13 protein-coding genes and 1 pseudogene are annotated in these 17,216 nt (G+C 46.6%); 6 read left to right on the top strand and 8 right to left on the bottom strand.

The window, feature by feature from the left end; genetic code table 11:
• From ACOJTG_RS04600 to ACOJTG_RS04590, 3 genes are all read right to left on the bottom strand, one after another.
• A partial coding sequence (locus ACOJTG_RS04600; RefSeq protein ID WP_420152738.1) for a TolC family protein occupies positions 1–1,268 on the bottom strand: 1,268 nt, incomplete at its 3' end.
• Between the two features lie 149 nt (positions 1,269–1,417).
• On the bottom strand, positions 1,418–2,782 hold the full coding sequence (locus tag ACOJTG_RS04595; RefSeq protein ID WP_420152737.1) for a HAMP domain-containing sensor histidine kinase: 1,365 nt from the start codon (positions 2,780–2,782) through the stop codon (positions 1,418–1,420).
• A 48-nt stretch (positions 2,783–2,830) separates the two neighbouring features.
• Complete coding sequence (locus tag ACOJTG_RS04590; protein WP_420152736.1) at positions 2,831–3,520, bottom strand: response regulator transcription factor; 690 nt, start codon at positions 3,518–3,520, stop codon at positions 2,831–2,833.
• A gap of 208 nt (positions 3,521–3,728) precedes the next feature.
• On the opposite strand from ACOJTG_RS04590, the gene ACOJTG_RS04585 reads away from it, so the two are divergent.
• The 4 genes from ACOJTG_RS04585 to ACOJTG_RS04570 all read left to right on the top strand — a co-directional run bounded on the left by ACOJTG_RS04585 (position 3,729) and on the right by ACOJTG_RS04570 (position 9,368).
• Positions 3,729–6,074, top strand: a complete 2,346-nt coding sequence (locus tag ACOJTG_RS04585; protein ID WP_420152735.1) for an FtsX-like permease family protein — start codon at positions 3,729–3,731, stop codon at positions 6,072–6,074.
• A gap of 63 nt (positions 6,075–6,137) precedes the next feature.
• Complete coding sequence (locus ACOJTG_RS04580; RefSeq protein ID WP_420152734.1) at positions 6,138–7,163, top strand: DUF4097 family beta strand repeat-containing protein; 1,026 nt, start codon at positions 6,138–6,140, stop codon at positions 7,161–7,163.
• A gap of 152 nt (positions 7,164–7,315) precedes the next feature.
• Complete coding sequence (locus ACOJTG_RS04575; RefSeq protein WP_420152733.1) at positions 7,316–8,002, top strand: ABC transporter ATP-binding protein; 687 nt, start codon at positions 7,316–7,318, stop codon at positions 8,000–8,002.
• Between the two features lie 55 nt (positions 8,003–8,057).
• Positions 8,058–9,368, top strand: a complete 1,311-nt coding sequence (locus ACOJTG_RS04570; RefSeq protein WP_420152732.1) for a TolC family protein — start codon at positions 8,058–8,060, stop codon at positions 9,366–9,368.
• A gap of 7 nt (positions 9,369–9,375) precedes the next feature.
• On the opposite strand, the gene ACOJTG_RS04565 is transcribed toward ACOJTG_RS04570, so the two are convergent.
• Positions 9,376–9,597 (bottom strand): PspC domain-containing protein, encoded by a 222-nt coding sequence (locus tag ACOJTG_RS04565; RefSeq protein ID WP_104712728.1) that lies wholly within the window; start codon positions 9,595–9,597, stop codon positions 9,376–9,378.
• A 159-nt stretch (positions 9,598–9,756) separates the two neighbouring features.
• Between ACOJTG_RS04565 and ACOJTG_RS04560 the strand changes: the two genes are divergently transcribed.
• Positions 9,757–9,954: a cold-shock protein gene (locus ACOJTG_RS04560; protein ID WP_094809538.1), complete on the top strand. Its 198-nt coding sequence runs from the start codon at positions 9,757–9,759 to the stop codon at positions 9,952–9,954.
• A 204-nt stretch (positions 9,955–10,158) separates the two neighbouring features.
• On the opposite strand, the gene lysS is transcribed toward ACOJTG_RS04560, so the two are convergent.
• The gene (gene lysS / locus ACOJTG_RS04555) at positions 10,159–11,871 is read right to left on the bottom strand and encodes a lysine--tRNA ligase (RefSeq protein ID WP_420152731.1); all 1,713 of its coding nucleotides are present in this window, start codon (positions 11,869–11,871) and stop codon (positions 10,159–10,161) included.
• A 216-nt stretch (positions 11,872–12,087) separates the two neighbouring features.
• Between lysS and rpoN the strand changes: the two genes are divergently transcribed.
• The gene (rpoN, locus tag ACOJTG_RS04550) at positions 12,088–13,530 is read left to right on the top strand and encodes an RNA polymerase factor sigma-54 (RefSeq protein ID WP_420152730.1); all 1,443 of its coding nucleotides are present in this window, start codon (positions 12,088–12,090) and stop codon (positions 13,528–13,530) included.
• Positions 13,531–13,688: 158 nt separating this feature from the next.
• Here the strand turns inward: rpoN and ACOJTG_RS04545 are convergent, their stop codons facing one another.
• The 3 genes and pseudogenes from ACOJTG_RS04545 to ACOJTG_RS04535 form a co-directional block, all read right to left on the bottom strand.
• Positions 13,689–15,500 (bottom strand): hypothetical protein, encoded by a 1,812-nt coding sequence (locus ACOJTG_RS04545; RefSeq protein ID WP_420152729.1) that lies wholly within the window; start codon positions 15,498–15,500, stop codon positions 13,689–13,691.
• Positions 15,501–15,808: 308 nt separating this feature from the next.
• Entirely contained in the window at positions 15,809–16,558 is a 750-nt protein-coding gene (locus ACOJTG_RS04540) for a succinate dehydrogenase/fumarate reductase iron-sulfur subunit (RefSeq protein ID WP_420152728.1), read from the bottom strand.
• Positions 16,559–16,600: 42 nt separating this feature from the next.
• Positions 16,601–17,216 (bottom strand): annotated as a pseudogene (locus tag ACOJTG_RS04535) (fumarate reductase/succinate dehydrogenase flavoprotein subunit); the annotation flags it as partial.

Here is a 17,216-nt window from a genome sequence, read left to right as displayed (position 1 = left end):
TTAAGTTCTTCCAAAGAATTTCTGAGATTTTTAGTCGCTTTCAGTAGCGTTTCCCGGTTGGACCGGAAGGCTTCGAAGTAGTTGAGGAATTCCAGCAGACTGATATTCTTCCGCTGGAAATTGCGACTGATGGCCTCGCTGAGTTCCTCCAGTTCCGTCGCGTAATTGGCGTCGATTCGTTCGTAGAAATCACTGGTTCCGAGGAAGTTGGCGTACGCTTTAAACAGCTGATTCTGCCAGTCATTACGGGCTTCTTCCAGTTGACGACTCGTTTTTTCGATCTCGATTTTACTCGACAGAATGTTGCCCTTGTTCCGATCGAAAACGGGAATATCTGCGGATACACCAAACCCAACGAAATCAAGCATGGTATTCCCGTTTCGATCGTAGCCTGCTTTGAGTGTTAGATCGGGCGTTCTTTTGGCCTCCTCGTAACGGCTCTGGGCTTTGGCATACGCTACTTCGCTCTGGGCCGCCCGCAAGCGTGGCGGATCTTCACTGACGCGTTGGCGGAAGAAAGAAAAACCTCCTTGCTTTAACGCGGTATAGGCGGGCAAAACAGAACCATCCTTAATAATCAGATACGTCGTTACGGGCAGAGCCATCAGCGTTTTAAGCTGCTGCTGCGAATCCTGGATTTCCTGATCCAGCTCCCGCAAATCGTCCATCAACTCCAGCTCCAGGGATTTTAACCGGAAGTACTCCGCTTTCGAAAGGTTATTATTCTGATACTGACGCTCTTGGGCCTTAAACACTTCCGACAGTACCGTTAGCTGGTCTGCCAGGAGTTGTTTGGTCTGCTGATCGTACGTGAGTTCGGTAAGCAGATTGCGGAACTCAGCTTTTAAGGAAACCAGTAAGTCGAGGAAATACTGCTCCGTCCGATCCCGGTTTACCTTTTCAATCGCCACCATTTTCCGACGTTTTCCGGCGGTCAGGATGAGTTGTTCGAGATCAAAGGCAAACTGCTGATTTCGTCCGAAGTTTTTGCCCAGGGGCGGGGAAACCTCTTCGCCCCGCGTTTGTCGCTGGGTGGCCCAGAGGTTTACCTGATCAATACCGAAGTTGGGATTAGGCCAGGCCTTCGCCTGCAGAATCTGAGCCTCCGCCTGAGAAATCGTCAGCTTTTCGGCAATTAGACGCAGGTTATTCGTCAGGAATAACTGCTCGGCCTCCGCCCGGGTAATACGCATGGTATCAACCGGGACCGACTGAGCCCAACTGCTGCCTACACTTAGTATAAAAAAGAGAAATAAGATCCGACGCATAATGACCAATGACAATTACATTGGCAAAAGTGCGAAGTCAAGATTAAGGGTAAATTAACAGAATTATTAAAAGCAGATTGGAAGTAGATTAGAGTTTTCTAATCTAGGAAAAGGACCCGGTGTTTTGTAGCATTCGTACTGATTCTAGATTACGATTGCTTGAAATCAATCACAAATACTGACCCTTCTCCTACGATGGATTGAAAACTTAATGCAAAGCCATGAAGATCCAGAATACGTTGCGTTAAATGTAAACCTAGGCCGTGGCCTGCGACCGAAGTAGTGTTTGACCCACGATAAAAAAGATCGAAAATTTTCGATTGCTCCGCTGGATCAATGCCTCTACCCTGATCAATGATACGAATTTGTAAATTCGTTATATAATCCAAGGCGACAACGACAGGTTTGGCATCCGAAAACTTAATGGCATTCTCAATTAGATTAGTTAATACCAGTGAAAGCAATACTTCATTTCCTACAACAATTAGCCAATCCGTGTTTTCTTGTTCCGACGAAACTTCCACCTCGACCACCGCCGATGGGTGCGTCAATTGTATCTTGCCTAATACATCCCACAAAACATCGTCGATCTGAATCGCTTGAATTGGGAAATTGCGACTGGATTCCAGTCCCGACAGGATCAGTAAGCCTTCGAGAATACCCTTTAAATGTTGAGCATCCAGCAACAGGGTTTGTAATAAAGCCTGGTACTCTTCTTCACTTCGCTTCTGTTGTAAATTCACCTGTAACTCCCCAATGAGTGCGGCCAAAGGGGTCTTTAATTCGTGGGAAGCGTGTTTTAAGAAGTGTTTCTGGCTTTTCACGCTTTTTTCCAGCCGTTCCAGAAAATAGTTGAATGTGGCAACGACCTGCTGCAACTCATCGTCCGTAGCTCCTTTTTGCTGGGGTAAGCGTAAGTGCAGGTTATCCGCCGAAATCGTATTGACCTGATCAATGACTTCTGTGAAGGGGTGAAATGTTCGTTTGGACAGCCAGGCATTCAATAGTAGGTTGATGGCAATTCCTCCGAAAAAGAAGGTCAGCATGGTGATCCCCAGGTTAGTAAGCCGGTCCTGACCGCTTACATTAACCCCCGAAGAAATGATGATAAAATCCCCCTGGTTATCCTGATAATAGATACCCACACATTGCCGTCCATTCTGATAAAACTGCACCGACTTCGCTTGCGGTATTTCTTGTAATCGTTTCGCACTAACCGGTACAGCTGGACCATTATCTACGAAAATTAATTTACCCGTCGTATCGTATACCTGTACAATTTCATCCACTAAAGGCACACGATACATGGATTCCTGTTTGCTGTAATTTAGTTTCGTTGCTTCGTCTTTTTCGAAATAAACAAAGGCGGCAATCAGGGCACGATCGCTTAGCTTGTTAAAAAAAATCGTGTCGGTATGTTTCTTGAAGATGATATAAGTACCTACGAAAACAATCACCAGCGTAATGGCGAAAATAAGAGTGGATTGTAACGTAAGTTTAAAGCGAAGTTTCATTCAACAAAGTCTATCTAATAGCTATTTTATAACCCAGTCAATACCATCCTACTCTTCCGTATATTGTTCAAACAAATACCCTCTTCCTTTAATGGTTTGAATGAACTTGGTATCGTAGCCTTTATCCAATTTATTTCTTAGATAGTTGATGTAAACATCTACTACATTAGTGTTGGTATCAAAGTTTAAATCCCAGGCCGCTTCGGCAATTTCAGCACGCGTTACCACTCTTTCTTTGTTCTGCATAAAGAACAGTAAGAGTTTAAACTCACGCGGCGATAGCGTGATTTCGGTTTCTCCCCGTTTCACGACATGGCGATCCAGATTGATGCTTAAATCATGGTACGTATACTGCTCAAAGTTTCCCTTTTCGAAGGATTTTCGCCGCAGCTGAGCGTTGATCCGAGCAATCAGTTCCAGAAAGTTGAAGGGCTTTCCCAGGTAATCGTCGGCTCCGGCTTCCAGTCCCTGAATCTTCTCCTCCGGCGTATTTAACGCACTCAGCATGATAATCGGAACATTGATTTCCCGCCGCCTAATCGTTCGGCAAACATCAAACCCATCCAGATCCGGCAACATGATGTCCAGAATAATAGCATCAAACTCCTGGTGCATACACTCCTCAATGGCCTCGTAACCCTTCATCACGTGCCGGACCTGAAACATCTTTTCCCGCAATCCTTTTTCAACAAAGGAAGCCACCCGGCTATCATCCTCAACGAGCAGAATTTTTGACATGGCAGTATAAGCTGGTTACAGAAGTATAATTTAATAATGACAAAACTAGTTTTCGATTGTTCAAAACTGCACAGCCTACTGTTCGTAAATGAGCACCCATTCCCTTCTAACTATTTAGATATCTGCAGCTTAACAAACTTTAACTTTTCTTGGAATACTTTTAGGGCCACTTACTTCCGTTCGTTTCTTTCACTTCTTCCATTCGCCTATGTTCGGAAATTTCCTTACTCTTATCTTCCGTCAGTTTGCTCGTCAGAAAGTCTATACGTTTCTGCATCTGGCGGGTTTGGCCGTAGGCATAGTTGGTGGCATACTAACGTTTCTGTTTATCCGCTACCATTATACGGCGGATCGACATCATCAGAAATTCGATCGCATTTTTCGCGTAGTGACCGATTTACGGCTGGACGATGGATCCGTCGAAACCTATCCCGAAGCCATGCCTCCGCTGGCCCCTTTGTTACGACGGCAATTCCCGCAGGTAGAAGCGGCCACCTTCTTTGTGACTAATCAGGATGTTACGATACGTCAGGGTGACCGGGTTTTTCCCGAACATACGGGCGTTTTTCTGGTCGATTCCTCCTATTTCAAGATTTTCGACTACCAGTGGAAGCAAGGGACACCCGGGTCGCTGCAACAAAATACGGCGATTCTAACCGAGCGTTGGGCAAAAAAATACTTTGGTGATCGGAATCCAATGGGCCAACGCCTCGACATCGACAAAGAAACAAGCGTACTCGTCACGGGTGTTATCGCCGATCCACCACCCACGACGGATTTACAAGCAGGGATGTTCTTACCGCTGGACGTTATTCCCACTTTCGAAAAAGACAATTGGTGGTATTTAAATAGTACCAATCGCGTTTACGCTACGCTTAAAGATCCTGGACAGATGGCCCAACTGGAGCAATCCATGCCAAAGCTTATCCGAAAGGCCCTCGGGGCGGATGCTCGCTATATTCAACTGCACTGGCAACCCTTACGAGATGTGCACTTCGATTCGCGTACACCTGGCTCCATCCGCCGTACGCTGGTGTATACGCTGGCCTGGGTGGGGCTTTTTCTAGTACTAACGGCCTGTATGAACTTCATTAACCTTACAACGGCTCAATCGCTTCGCCGAGTGAAGGAAGTAGGCATTCGCAAGAGCCTGGGTAGTTCACGCCGACAGTTGCTAACTCAGTTTCTGCTTGAAACGGCCGTACTCGTAGGAATTGCTTTTCTGCTGGGCCTACTTCTGGTGGAGATACTGCTTCCGTATCTGAGTCAATGGACTCAGAGTCAGCTAAGCTGGCATCTAGACGCTAGTCTTATACTTTTTCTACTGCTACTTGCCGGAACAATTACGGGGCTAGCGGGTGCTTATCCGGCGTACCTTCAAGCCAACTTTGCTCCCATCGCGGCGTTGAAAGGTACCCTTCGGCCCCGAAGCACCATTTCTTTGCGGCAGGTTCTTACCGTTACGCAGTTTGTCGTTTGTCAGGTACTGATCACCGGTGCGATTGTCATGGTGTACCAGACCCGGTATTTCCAGCAAGCAGATTTAGGATTTAAAAAAGACAATATCCTGCTAATCAATCTCCCCGAGAAAGGCAAAGATCACGTATTACGACACGCCCTGGAGGCGTATCCGGAAATTCAGGGTCTTACCTTCCAGTTTCGTCCGCCTTCCTCGACGAAGATGAACGGCGGTACGTTTAAGTTTGCCGACAAAGCATCGTTTGAAACCTTTGCCTTACGGGAAAAAATTGCGGATGCGGCCTTTATACCGACGTATGGCTTACAGCTCGTGGCCGGGCGAAATATTACGCCGAGTGATACACTTCGGGAAATCGTGGTCAATGAAGCTTTTTTACGCAAGCTTCACCTGAAAGACCCCAACCAGATTCTGGGACGAAAACTGGATTATTACCTGGCTCACAGCTCGTTACCCATTGTGGGCGTTGTAAAAGATTTCCATCACTTATCCTTACACAAAGCCATCGAACCCTGCTTCATCGGTAGTCAGGCTTCGCTCTATCAGCAAGTAGGTATCAAACTGGCCGTGGATGATCTGGAAAAAACACTACCCCGGATACGAGCGGTTTGGGAAAAAATTTATCCGCAACAACCCTTCGAGTACCAGTGGTTGGATCAGCAACTAGCCCAGTCGTACCAGGCCGAAGGTAGCTTAGCCAACCTGATTGTACTGTTTGCGGGGGTAGCCGTCTGGATTTGCGGCTTAGGTCTGTTTGGCCTCATCCGGTTTATGGCCGAAACCCGAACCAAAGAAATAGGCATCCGAAAAGTCCTGGGGGCCAGCGAAGGACAGATTTTGTACCTCTTCGGGAAATCTTTCGTGATCATGGCTGCGTTAGGTTTCGTAGTGGCAGTACCCATTGCTACCGTACTCCTGCAAAGCTGGCTTGAACAGTTTACGTACCGTATTTCACTGCATTGGCTGTATTTCGGCGGCACCCTGCTTATTACGCTGGCCTTAACGCTGGCAGTCATAGCGTACCAGTCGATTCGAGCCGCCCGTACCAATCCGGTATACAGTCTGAAAACTGAGTGAAGCGTCGAGCCGTGCAACAAAAAGGAAACGAGCGTTGTCTTTGTCCAAAAACTACCAGAAATGATGAAACGTTTTTACCTTTTCCCGTTGCTGACTCTTGCTTTGGGTACAGCCTCGGCCCAATCCTCCGAAGATCAACCTTACCAGACGAAAACCTTTACGGGTAACTTATCCAACGTTCGGGTGGATGTTTCCGGCGGTAGTATTCAGGTTGAAGGAGGTTCTTCTTCCGACGTGAAAGTAGAAATGTATGTACGGCTGAATAACTGGCCCGCGAACAAGATCGATAAAGCGGAAATTGAAAAGCAACTCGCCGAGTATGAGCTGAGCATGAAAACAGAAGGTTCGTCGGTGGTGGTTTACTCGCGTCGTAAATCGGGGCTCTCCTGGAATTCAGATCGTAACATCAGCGTATCCTTCAAGATTTTTACGCCTCGCACCTTCGCTACGGACCTGCGTACCAGTGGCGGTAGCATTCGGCTGGCTCACCTGGACGGACCGCAACAATTTCAAACCAGTGGGGGCAGTCTGCACATGAGCGACGTAGCTGGTCTCATTCAGGGTCGAACCAGCGGCGGTAGCATTCATCTGAACAATTGCCGGAAGGAAATGAACGTACAGACCAGTGGGGGTAGTATTAACGCCGAAGACCTGGAAGGCAAAATCACATTAAAAACCTCCGGTGGTAGTGTACGTCTAACTCGCTTGAACGGTACCATTGAAGCCACCACCAGCGGGGGTAGCGTTCAAGGCGAGGCCATTAGCGGAGAACTCTATACGAAAAGCTCAGGCGGTTCCATCCGTTTATATAATTTATCAGCGGCGGTAGAAGCCGAAACGAGTGCGGGTAGTTTAGATGTAGAATTTGCCAAACTCAGTAAGTACGTCAAATTGCGGTGTTCAGCGGGCAGTATTAAGGTCCGCTTACCCGAAAATCAGGGCGTAGATCTGGCCGTACGCGGTAGCCGGATTCACTTTCCGCTCGCGAAGTTCCGCGGAGAAGCCGATGATACACACGTAGATGGCAAACTCAATGGCGGTGGCGTACCCCTCACGATTCACGGGAGTAACTCTGTATCCATTCAATAACTGAATTTCTTTTCTTGCATGTCCGAAAGCGAACACTCAATTGTTCGTTTTCGGACATAATTATTTTATAAATACCTTATAATCAAAACATTAATTCTTTTTTCATCGCTTTGGCATAGCTTTAGAAAATAGAACCTTCAAACAGCATCTCCATGATTTCACTGCAAGACATCGAACGGTATTACCAGAACGGGTTCACCAAAACATACATTCTCCGGCACGTTACGACCGAAATTAAAGAAGGAGAATTTGTCAGTATCATGGGTCCATCCGGGGCGGGCAAGTCTACCCTACTGAACATCATTGGCCTACTCGATCAGCCTACTTCAGGTGAGTATACGTTCCTCGATCAGCCGGTACAGCGACTCAGTGAGAAGAAACGTTCGGAGTTGTACAAAGCCTATATCGGCTTTGTCTTTCAGGCCTATCACCTCATTGACGAACTGACCGTATACGAAAACCTGGAGACGCCGCTACTGTACAAAAACGTACCGAGTTCCGAGCGGAAAAGCCGCATCGCCGATATTCTGGATCGTTTCAACATGGTTGCGAAGAAAGACTTGTTTCCCAATCAGCTTTCCGGCGGGCAACAGCAATTGGTAGGTATTGCTCGGGCATTAGTGGGTCAACCTAAAATTATTTTGGCGGATGAACCTACGGGTAACCTCCAATCGGCCCAGGCTGAAGAAATCATGCAGATTTTCAAGCAACTTAATCAGGAAGGAATCACCATTATTCAGGTAACGCACTCGGAAAAGAATGCGGCTTACGGCAACCGGATTTTACACTTGAATGATGGAAAAATTGTCGAAGACCTTCGCGTACAATCCATCGCCTAGCGTCTCTCGTTCGACCTTCAACTTCCCCCTCGTTTTCCTTTAGGTATACATTTCCATGAAAAAATTACTCCTTTTCACCGGGCTCTTGTTTAGTGGCTACCTGCAAGCCCAAACGCCCATGACGCTGAAACAGGCCGTAGATGTAGCCATCCGTAATAACTTAACGGTACGGCAAAATGAACTGCTGGTCGAAACGAGTGAGAATAACCTCTTACAGTCAAAACTGGCACTTCTGCCTTCAGCTCAGGCCAACGCTTCGCAGTCGATCAACTACGGTCGTAGTATTGACCCTTACACGAACGGATTCGTTAATGAAAAGCTGAATGCTTCTAATTTCAGTTTTTCGGCGGGCGTTACGCTGTTTAATGGGTTATACAATCAGAATTTCATCAAGCAGAACAATCTTCTGATGAAAGCCGCTGAACAGGATGTGCAACAAGCGAAAGACCAAGTGACCCTCAATACGATTCTAGCGTATTTGCAGGTCCTCAGTAGCGAAGATCAGGTTAATCTGGCGGAACAGCAGCTGGAGGCTTCTAAAATGCAACTGGAACGGACCGTAGCACTGGTTAAAGCAGGGAACTTGGCTCCGTACGATGAATACACCCTCGGTTCACAGGTGGCTAATGATCAGTTGAGTCTGGTCACCATGCAGGGCCAGTTGAAATTGAATCGACTCACCTTCTGGCAAACCCTAAACAACCCGCAGATTCCTCTGGACTTTAAACTTGAACGACTGACGCCGGAAGGGGAAATGGGCTACGCAAATACGGCTACGCAGGTATACGAGTCAGCGGAACAGAACCTAGCGATGATTAAAGCGGCTCAGATTCGCGTGAAGAGTTTTGATCATACCATCAAAATGCTTCGGGGTTTGCAGTATCCCCTACTTTCTTTGAATTCATTCGTTAGCACCCGGTACTCCTCTACGGCAAACGTGACTTACGGTGATCAATTAGGTAACAACTTTAACCGGAATTTTTCGCTGGATTTATCCATTCCAATTTTCCGAAGCTGGGTGTATAAAAACCGGGTTCAAAACGCAATTGTCGACAAAAAACGCTCGGAAGTGCAGGCTCAAAACGTACAGATTCAAGTTAAACAAGGCATTGAGCAGGCATACGCTAATCTGGAGGTAGCCAAGATGCGGTACGATGCTCTGGAAAGTCAAGTAAAAAACTTCGATGAGACCTTGAAATCGGCCGAAAGCCGCTTTCAGGCGGGTACACTGAACGTAGTCGAATACAATATTGCCAAAACTAACCTAGACCGAGCCCGTTTGAATCAGATTCAGGCTCGTTACGATTACCTGTTTCGAGTCAAAATTCTCGACTTCTATCAAGGTAAGAATTTGTTTGTAGACTAAGTCCGATTTACAGTTCCCAAACCGTAGGGTTTTGATGACGACGCAGATGCTTTCCGAAATTCATCCAGAAGGCCATGATCAAGTACAGCACCAACGGAGACCCCATTGTTAGACAGGAGGTGTAAATGAAGTACAAACGAATGCTGCTGGCAGAGATTCCAAGCCGTTCGCCTACCGACGAACACACGCCAAAAGCTTGACTTTCAACAAGATATCGTAAACGGTTCATGATTGGGCGATCTTTTGTTAATCGAAAATACGGACACTTCCCGAAAACATAAAAATTCATACCAATGTTTAAAAAAAAATTTTTTCGTTAAAACTGTATTAACCCTAATAAATAATCTTTTATTTCGTGAAAATCTTCCGTTTCAATATTTAATTTGTTATGCAAACAGGTACAGTAAAGTTTTACAACGAAAGCAAGGGGTTTGGCTTCATCGTTGACGATGCCACGGGACAGGACATCTTCGTTCACGTCACGGGTTTGAATGGGTTGCAAATCCGTCAGGATGATCGCGTATCGTATGAAACGATCAGCGGTAAAAAAGGCGTGAACGCAGTAAACGTAAAGAAATTGGCTTAGTCTTTTTTAAGTCACTTGTCTTAACTCCGGTCCCGGACTCTAGCAGAGTTCGGGATTTTTTTCTGTATCAGGACCAGATTAAGATCCAATAAATAGTAATTCTTTCCTGTCTTTTTAAAGCCAATGAAAAGGGAGACACTTTTAAAAAGAAAAGCCCCTCCCCTTTTAACTGAAACAGTAAACTACAAACGATGAACTAAATACCTAGACCCAGCTTTTCACCTCATCTAGCGTTGGCATTTTCGCTTCGATTTTCAACTTCTTCCGCAGTCCGCCCAGATCGTTGAATACTTTGTTCGGATTTGCTCCCTTCAACGCTTCTACGGTTAGGAAACCCATTTTCTGAATAGCCGGCACCCACTCCGCTGGAATACCCGCGGCTACGTAATCAGCTTCGGTAGCAACTTCCACTTTTTTCTCCGGACGCATTTGCGGGAAGAACAGAACTTCCTGAATGCTGGCGTTATTGGTCATCATCATCGTCAAGCGATCAATGCCGAAGCCAATACCGGCGGTAGGCGGCATACCATATTCCAACGAGCGAATGAAATCTTCATCGAGGGCCATAGCTTCTTCATCGCCACGTTCCGCTAGGCGAAGCTGTTCTTCAAAACGCTCCCGCTGATCAATCGGATCATTTAACTCCGAATAGGCGTTGGCAATCTCTTTACCGTTGACGTATATCTCAAATCGCTCTACGACGCCGGGTTTGCTCCGGTGCTTCTTAGTCAGGGGCGACATCTCCAGCGGGTGATCTATGATGAACGTGGGCTGCACCAGATTGCTTTCCACCGCTTCACCAAAGATTTCGTCAATAAGTTTACCCTTACCCATCGTGGCATCTACTTCCACGCCAAGTTTCTGAGCTTCGGTCCGCAGCTCGTCTTCCGATAGAGCGTCTACGTCAAGGCCAGTGTACTTTTGAATGGCCGCAGAAATACTCAGTCGGGCATACGGTCCCTGGAACTCGACTATATTATCGCCGATCTGTACCTGCGTTTGTCCATTCGTAGCGATCGCTACCTTTTCCAGAATTTCTTCCGTCATGTTCATCATCCACTCGTAATCCTTGTAGGCTACGTAGAATTCCATGGCCGTATACTCCGGATTATGGGTCCGGTCCATTCCTTCATTCCGGAACATTTTCCCGAATTCATACACGCCTTCGAATCCACCTACGATCAATCGTTTCAGGTACAATTCGTTCGCAATCCGCAGATACAGGGGCATATCCAGCGTATTATGATGCGTCTTAAAGGGACGAGCCGCAGCTCCACCGTGGATGGATTGCAGGATCGGGGTTTCTACTTCTAACCAGCCGCGATCATCGAAGATCCGCCGCATGGTTGAAATGATTTTGGCCCGCTTTACGAAAATGTCTTTTACCTGCGGATTCACAATCAGGTCAACGTACCGTTGACGATAACGTAACTCAGGATCCGTAAAGCCATCGTACACGTTTCCTTCGTCATCTCGCTTCACGATGGGCAGTGGACGAAGGGATTTGGTCAGGATGGTAAATTCCTGTACGTGAATAGAAATCTCGCCGGTCTGCGTTGTAAATACGTACCCTTTGATACCGATGATATCACCGATGTCAAGCAGCTTTTTAAATACGGTATTATAGAGGGTCTTGTCTTCGCCCGGACACAGATCGTCGCGACGGAAATATAATTGAACACGACCCGTAGAATCCTGTAATTCAGCAAAACTGGCCGAGCCCATAATCCGGAAGCTCATCAGGCGACCGGCAATGGAAACGGTTTTATAATCGGTTTTATTCCGTTCGTAATTTTGGAGAATGTCAGCGGCTGTAACGTTGATTTCGTAGCCTTCAGCCGGATACGGATCGATGCCCAACCGGTATAGTTCTTCCCGCTTTTGACGACGGAGTAATTCTTGTTCAGAAAGTTGCATGATTTAAAATCACCCTTCTCAGGGAATGTTGATAATACATCCACCCAGTGGATTGACTGCAAAAATAACCATTGCAGACTGCTCCGTTAGCATAAATACCTGCTCAATTTTAAGGTTTTATTCTTTCGCTACCTTTTAACTATCCTTAGATTTGTAGAAATCATCACCCCGTGTACCCATTCGTTGAGTCTGGGGACCTTTTTACTAGGAAGAGATATGCAGCGACTGACCCAAACGCAACGCCAAACTCTGAAGTTTTCGCCCCTGCAGATTCAGATGCTGAATTTGCTGGGTCTGAATACGCTGGAATTGGAGCAGCGAATAAAAGACGAGCTGGAAGAGAATCCGGTATTGGAAGAAGGCACCGAAACGCCCGAACAAACAGAAGAGAATTCCGACGGTTTGGATGAATACCAACCCGAAGGCAGCGATTTACCCACCGATGATTTTCGGGATTGGGACGAATTTGCCGATGATGACATTCCTGAATACAAAACCCGGTCGGATAATTTTGCCGCCGACGAGGATTTCTATACTTCTCCCATCGTTCAGTTGAACACCTGGCGTGAAGAACTTAAGGAACAAGTAGGTACACTTGAACTAACCGAGCGGCAGCGATTAATTGCTGATTTTATTGTGGATTCCCTCGATGACGATGGCTTTCTCAAGTACGATGCCTACAATATTGCCGACGATATTAGTTTCACGAACAACATCTGGGTGGAAGAATCAGAAATTGAAGAAATTCTTCCGCTGATTCGCTCGCTTGACCCTCCAGGTATAGCGGCCCGTGACCTACAAGACTGCCTGTTGTTACAACTGGAACGTAAGCCGCATACGCCCGAGAATACGCTTAGTATCGAAGTTGTACGGCGGCACATGCACGAACTGGCAGGGCGGAATTACGAGAAAATCATGCGGGTCATGAACCTGGACAATGAGCAGTTGAAAGAAGTCCTCGCCGTAATTGCTCACCTCAATCCGAAGCCCGTCGTTGGGGGCCAAAGTAGTGGTTTGGTTGTTAACGAGAATATTCTACCGGAGTATTTTATTTCGAATGATAACGGTTTATTTGAAGTAAGCCTCAATGGCCGCGATTTGCCCAGCATCCGATTGAGCAAGGCGGTGGTTGAAATGGCCGAATCTCGTAATAAAAGTGATCGGGCGGCCGCTCAATTCGTGAAGAGCAAGCTGGCCTCCGCTCGCTGGTTTATCGATGCTCTTAAGCAACGGGAGCAAACCATGCTGAATACCATGCGAGCCATTATTGAGTTTCAGAAGGATTACTTCATAACGGGCGATGTACGGCAGCTTAGACCCATGATTCTTAAGGATATTGCCGACCGCATTGGGATGGACATTTCGACGATCTCCCGCGTTACTTCGGGTAAATACGCCCAAACTCCCTTCGGTATTATTCACCTGAAAGACTTGTTTACCGAAGGCGTGAAAAACGACGAAGGCGAAGAAGTTTCTAATCGTGAGATTCAACAGGCTATTGTCGAAATCATCGAAAAAGAAGACAAACAGTCGCCGTATACCGATCAGCAGATTCAGGAATTACTGACGGAGAAAGGGTATCCGGTTGCCCGGCGTACAGTGGCTAAATACCGCGAACAACTGAACATTCCTATCGCCAAAATTCGTCGGGAGCTTTAGTATCGTTAAGAGCTATTACAAATAAGGCACTAAAAAGGGGGATCGTGATGACGATCCCCCTTTTTACTTCTCATACCTTCTAACCTTTTTAATACGATAAGTAACTAAACAAGAAAGGCTCCACTTGAAGCGGAGCCTTTCTTGTTATTTAGGAAAGATTAGTTTCTTCTTCTAGGCTTTCCTTTTTTAGCCTTACGGCCTTCTTGTTCGATGATACGTTGTTTCTCTTCTTCCGTAATCTGACGAATACTGGTTTTAGAGATGATGTATTTGCCTTTCGAACGAGTGATGGTTACTTGGTAATCACCTAAGTGACGAACCACTTCACCGTTTGCTTTCACTTCATCGATTTCGTAGATAGCCTTGAAGTATCTTGGACGCTTCATGCTAGATACCAGAGCATCGAATTGAGCAGGAACTGCGATTTCGATATCGTCTTTCAATTCTTCGAAAGCGTTCAGTTTAGCTTGTTCCAGTTCTTGCGTATACGTTCCGTACAGGGTGCGTTTGCGGTACGTACCACTTGCTTGACGCGTTCCATCGCAGTAGCAGTAGCATTGTACTGAATCACGACCTACTACCGTAGAGTAGTATGCAGAAACTTCAACTAAGCGGTGACGGAAACGAGTTTTTTCTTCGATAACTTTCGGAGCTGCTTTCTCAAAACCGAAGCTAGCCGTAGCTACTTCTGAGATACAACGTCCACACTTGTTGTTACGCTCTGAGTGAACCGTTACGTAGTAGAATTCCGTTTGAGAGATCGAGTCACCAGGGAATTTCAGATCCTGTGGCCATTCGAAGCTACGTTCGGTCGTGCTCTTCAGAGAGTATACAATTTCGTCTGACTCTGGAGATTTCTTGTGAACATTCACCGTATACGTTTCGCCAGCTTCTGAGCTTCCGCTCGTCCAGGTAACTTTCGGATACGTTCCTGCCCGGAAGAAGGTATTTGCTAACGAATCCTTAACGGTCAAGCCCGTGATCGTTTGATCGCCCAGCGTTACACCCGTAATCGTCGGAGCTACGCAAGTGGGGCATTCAGCTGGAGCCACTTGTACCAGCGTCGTACGGTTGAAAGACTTACGAAGAGCTAATTGCAGAGCCCAGCCACCGTGCTTACGTTTAAATTCCCAAATGTGAGCGGCGTTGTCTTGCGTGAAGTAGTTTACCTGCGTGTAAAAACCGCTGATTTGTGCTCCACCGTACCAGTTGTTACCGAAGGGGAAGAAGGCACCGATGTGTCCTTTAACGCCTGGGTGCAACAGCTTGTCCGTCGGAGAAACCATAGAAATCAATTGGTTGTTCTGGGTATTAATCGCTCCAATCATTGCTGATTGGGTACGGAAAATACCTGCTTTCACCGCAGCTTCCAAGAAGCTACTCTGGGGTTTCTTCGTCAGGTCGTACGAAATAACGGGACCCACTAAGAGGAACATGTCTTCAGAAGCACGTTTTCTTAGATCTACGTTTCCACGAGCTACATCCTGAGCATCGGCTTGAGCATACAGATAGTTTTTGTACGCTCCACGAACGAAGAACGTTTGCCAGCCCCCTTCAACGCCTAAACCAAATTTGAAACGATTTTCAGGTCTGAAGAAATAATCCGCTCCTACGGAAACGTTCAGGCCAAAGCCGTTGAACAGGGAGCGATCGCGGTGATCGTTAAAGGTGCCGTTCCAGGTGCCGCAATAGGCAATACCTGGACCAAATGGGATGGCAAGACGCCAGGGTGATTTTCCAAGGACCGGAATGTAAGTGATGGTATCACAAGCGGTCAGAGAGTCACCAACAGTAATGTACGTTGATGAGGTTTGTGCGTTCAAAGCCTGCTTCCGCCACTGGCGTAACGTTAGACGTTTGCTAGAGGTTGACGGATCGGTGGTCTGAGCTGTTGCTTTGAATTGGGTTGAACAAAGTAAAATTGCTAAAATTCCCCACCCCATGCACAACGAGCGGTAGATACTCTTCATAGTTTGTGTGTTTTTGTTTGATAAGTCGCTAAGCTAAACAACAGCAATGAAGTACTTTCTCTAAATGTACGGAGAAAATTGACTTTCAGTTCCACAAAGTAAACTAAGTACAACTGACATTGTTTACTTCCCAGACAATAATTTATTGAAAGGATACTTCACAGTAATGAATATAATAACTGTGCCAAGTGGCTAAAAACCGTATAATAATTTCTATATTATAGTATCTCCTTAACTTAACTTATTGATTTCAAAACCAGTACCTAAGCAAGGATTTGCTCAAGTACTGGTTCATCATCAATTTATAATTAATCTTTTGTACCGATTTCTGCTACAAAAAATTCACGATTCATACGGGCAATATTTTCCATGCTGATGCCTTTCGGGCATTCGGCAGCACAGGCTCCCGTATTGGTACAGGCACCAAAACCTTCTTCGTCCATCTGGGCTACCATCTTCTTGGCCCGTGCAGTCCGCTCGGCTTCACCCTGGGGTAATAGGGCTAACTGAGAGATTTTAGCAGAGGTAAATAACATAGCCGAAGCATTTTTACAAGCTGCTACGCAGGCTCCGCAGCCAATACAGGCCGCTGCCATAAAGGAAGCGTCCGCATTTTCTTTCGGAACGGGGATGGAGTTCGCATCCTGAGCATTACCCGTATTAACCGAAATATACCCACCCGCCGAAATGATTCGATCGAATGAAGCACGGTCCGTTACCAAGTCTTTGATAACTGGAAATGCCTGAGCCCGCCAGGGTTCTACCACAATGGTATCGCCATCTTTGAAGCTACGCATGTGCAACTGACAGGTAGTTACCCCTTGTAAGGGACCATGGGGACGACCGTTGATGTACATGGAACAGGCTCCGCAGATTCCTTCGCGACAATCGTGATCAAAGGCTACGGGATCTTTTCCTTCGTGTACGAGTTGCTCGTTGAGTACATCGAACATTTCCAGGAACGACATATCCTCGGAAATGCCGGAAAGCTGGTAGGATTCCATCCGGCCTTCCGTTCTACTATTTTTTTGACGCCACACCTGGAGCGTCAGGTTCATATTACCTTCCATTGTTTCGTTAACTCTCTAATTGTTAACCTATTACTTATAAGAACGCTGGGCAATTTTGATGTTTTCGTAGTTGAGTTCTTCTTTGTGAAGCTCCCACTGCGATTCACCCTGGTATTCCCAAGCGGATACATACATGTAATTCTCATCGTCACGTTTGGCTTCGCCTTCTTCCGTCTGGTATTCTTCGCGGAAGTGACCGCCGCAGGATTCATTCCGATCCAGAGCGTCCATACACATCAACTCGCCCAGCTCAATAAAGTCAGCGACGCGGTTGGCTTTATCCAGTTCTGGGTTGAACTCATCGATGTCACCCATTACTTTCACGTTGGACCAGAATTCTTTTTTCAACGCCCGGATTTCCTGAATGGCCTCTTTGAGACCTTGCTCGTTACGGGCCATTCCACACTTATCCCACATAATCTTACCCAGTTCTTTGTGGTAAGCTTCGGGAGACTTCGTGCCTTTGATCGAAATCAGTTTAGTAATCCGATCGCTTACTTCTTTCTCAGCTTGTACGAACGCGGGGTGATCCGTTGAAATCGCTTTCGTCCGAATTTCGCTCGCCAAGTAGGCACCAATGGTGTAAGGAATCACAAAGTAACCATCGGCCAGACCCTGCATCAGGGCTGAAGCTCCCAGACGGTTC

Origin of the sequence: Siphonobacter sp. (assembly GCF_048595215.1) — a bacterium.
Classification (GTDB): Bacteria; Bacteroidota; Bacteroidia; order Cytophagales; family Spirosomataceae; genus Siphonobacter.
This window is presented reverse-complemented; position numbering and strand designations above follow the sequence as displayed.

What these genes read in the sequence shown, in the direction of transcription:
- ACOJTG_RS04595 (WP_420152737.1), bottom strand. Translation starts at nt 2,782, where the DNA reads ATGAAACTTCGCTTTAAACTTACGTTACAATCCACTCTTATTTTCGCC.
- ACOJTG_RS04590 (WP_420152736.1), bottom strand. Translation starts at nt 3,520, where the DNA reads ATGTCAAAAATTCTGCTCGTTGAGGATGATAGCCGGGTGGCTTCCTTT.
- ACOJTG_RS04585 (WP_420152735.1), top strand. Translation starts at nt 3,729, where the DNA reads ATGTTCGGAAATTTCCTTACTCTTATCTTCCGTCAGTTTGCTCGTCAG.
- ACOJTG_RS04580 (WP_420152734.1), top strand. Translation starts at nt 6,138, where the DNA reads ATGAAACGTTTTTACCTTTTCCCGTTGCTGACTCTTGCTTTGGGTACA.
- ACOJTG_RS04575 (WP_420152733.1), top strand. Translation starts at nt 7,316, where the DNA reads ATGATTTCACTGCAAGACATCGAACGGTATTACCAGAACGGGTTCACC.
- ACOJTG_RS04570 (WP_420152732.1), top strand. Translation starts at nt 8,058, where the DNA reads ATGAAAAAATTACTCCTTTTCACCGGGCTCTTGTTTAGTGGCTACCTG.
- ACOJTG_RS04565 (WP_104712728.1), bottom strand. Translation starts at nt 9,597, where the DNA reads ATGAACCGTTTACGATATCTTGTTGAAAGTCAAGCTTTTGGCGTGTGT.
- ACOJTG_RS04560 (WP_094809538.1), top strand. Translation starts at nt 9,757, where the DNA reads ATGCAAACAGGTACAGTAAAGTTTTACAACGAAAGCAAGGGGTTTGGC.
- lysS (WP_420152731.1), bottom strand. Translation starts at nt 11,871, where the DNA reads ATGCAACTTTCTGAACAAGAATTACTCCGTCGTCAAAAGCGGGAAGAA.
- rpoN (WP_420152730.1), top strand. Translation starts at nt 12,088, where the DNA reads ATGCAGCGACTGACCCAAACGCAACGCCAAACTCTGAAGTTTTCGCCC.
- ACOJTG_RS04545 (WP_420152729.1), bottom strand. Translation starts at nt 15,500, where the DNA reads ATGAAGAGTATCTACCGCTCGTTGTGCATGGGGTGGGGAATTTTAGCA.
- ACOJTG_RS04540 (WP_420152728.1), bottom strand. Translation starts at nt 16,558, where the DNA reads ATGAACCTGACGCTCCAGGTGTGGCGTCAAAAAAATAGTAGAACGGAA.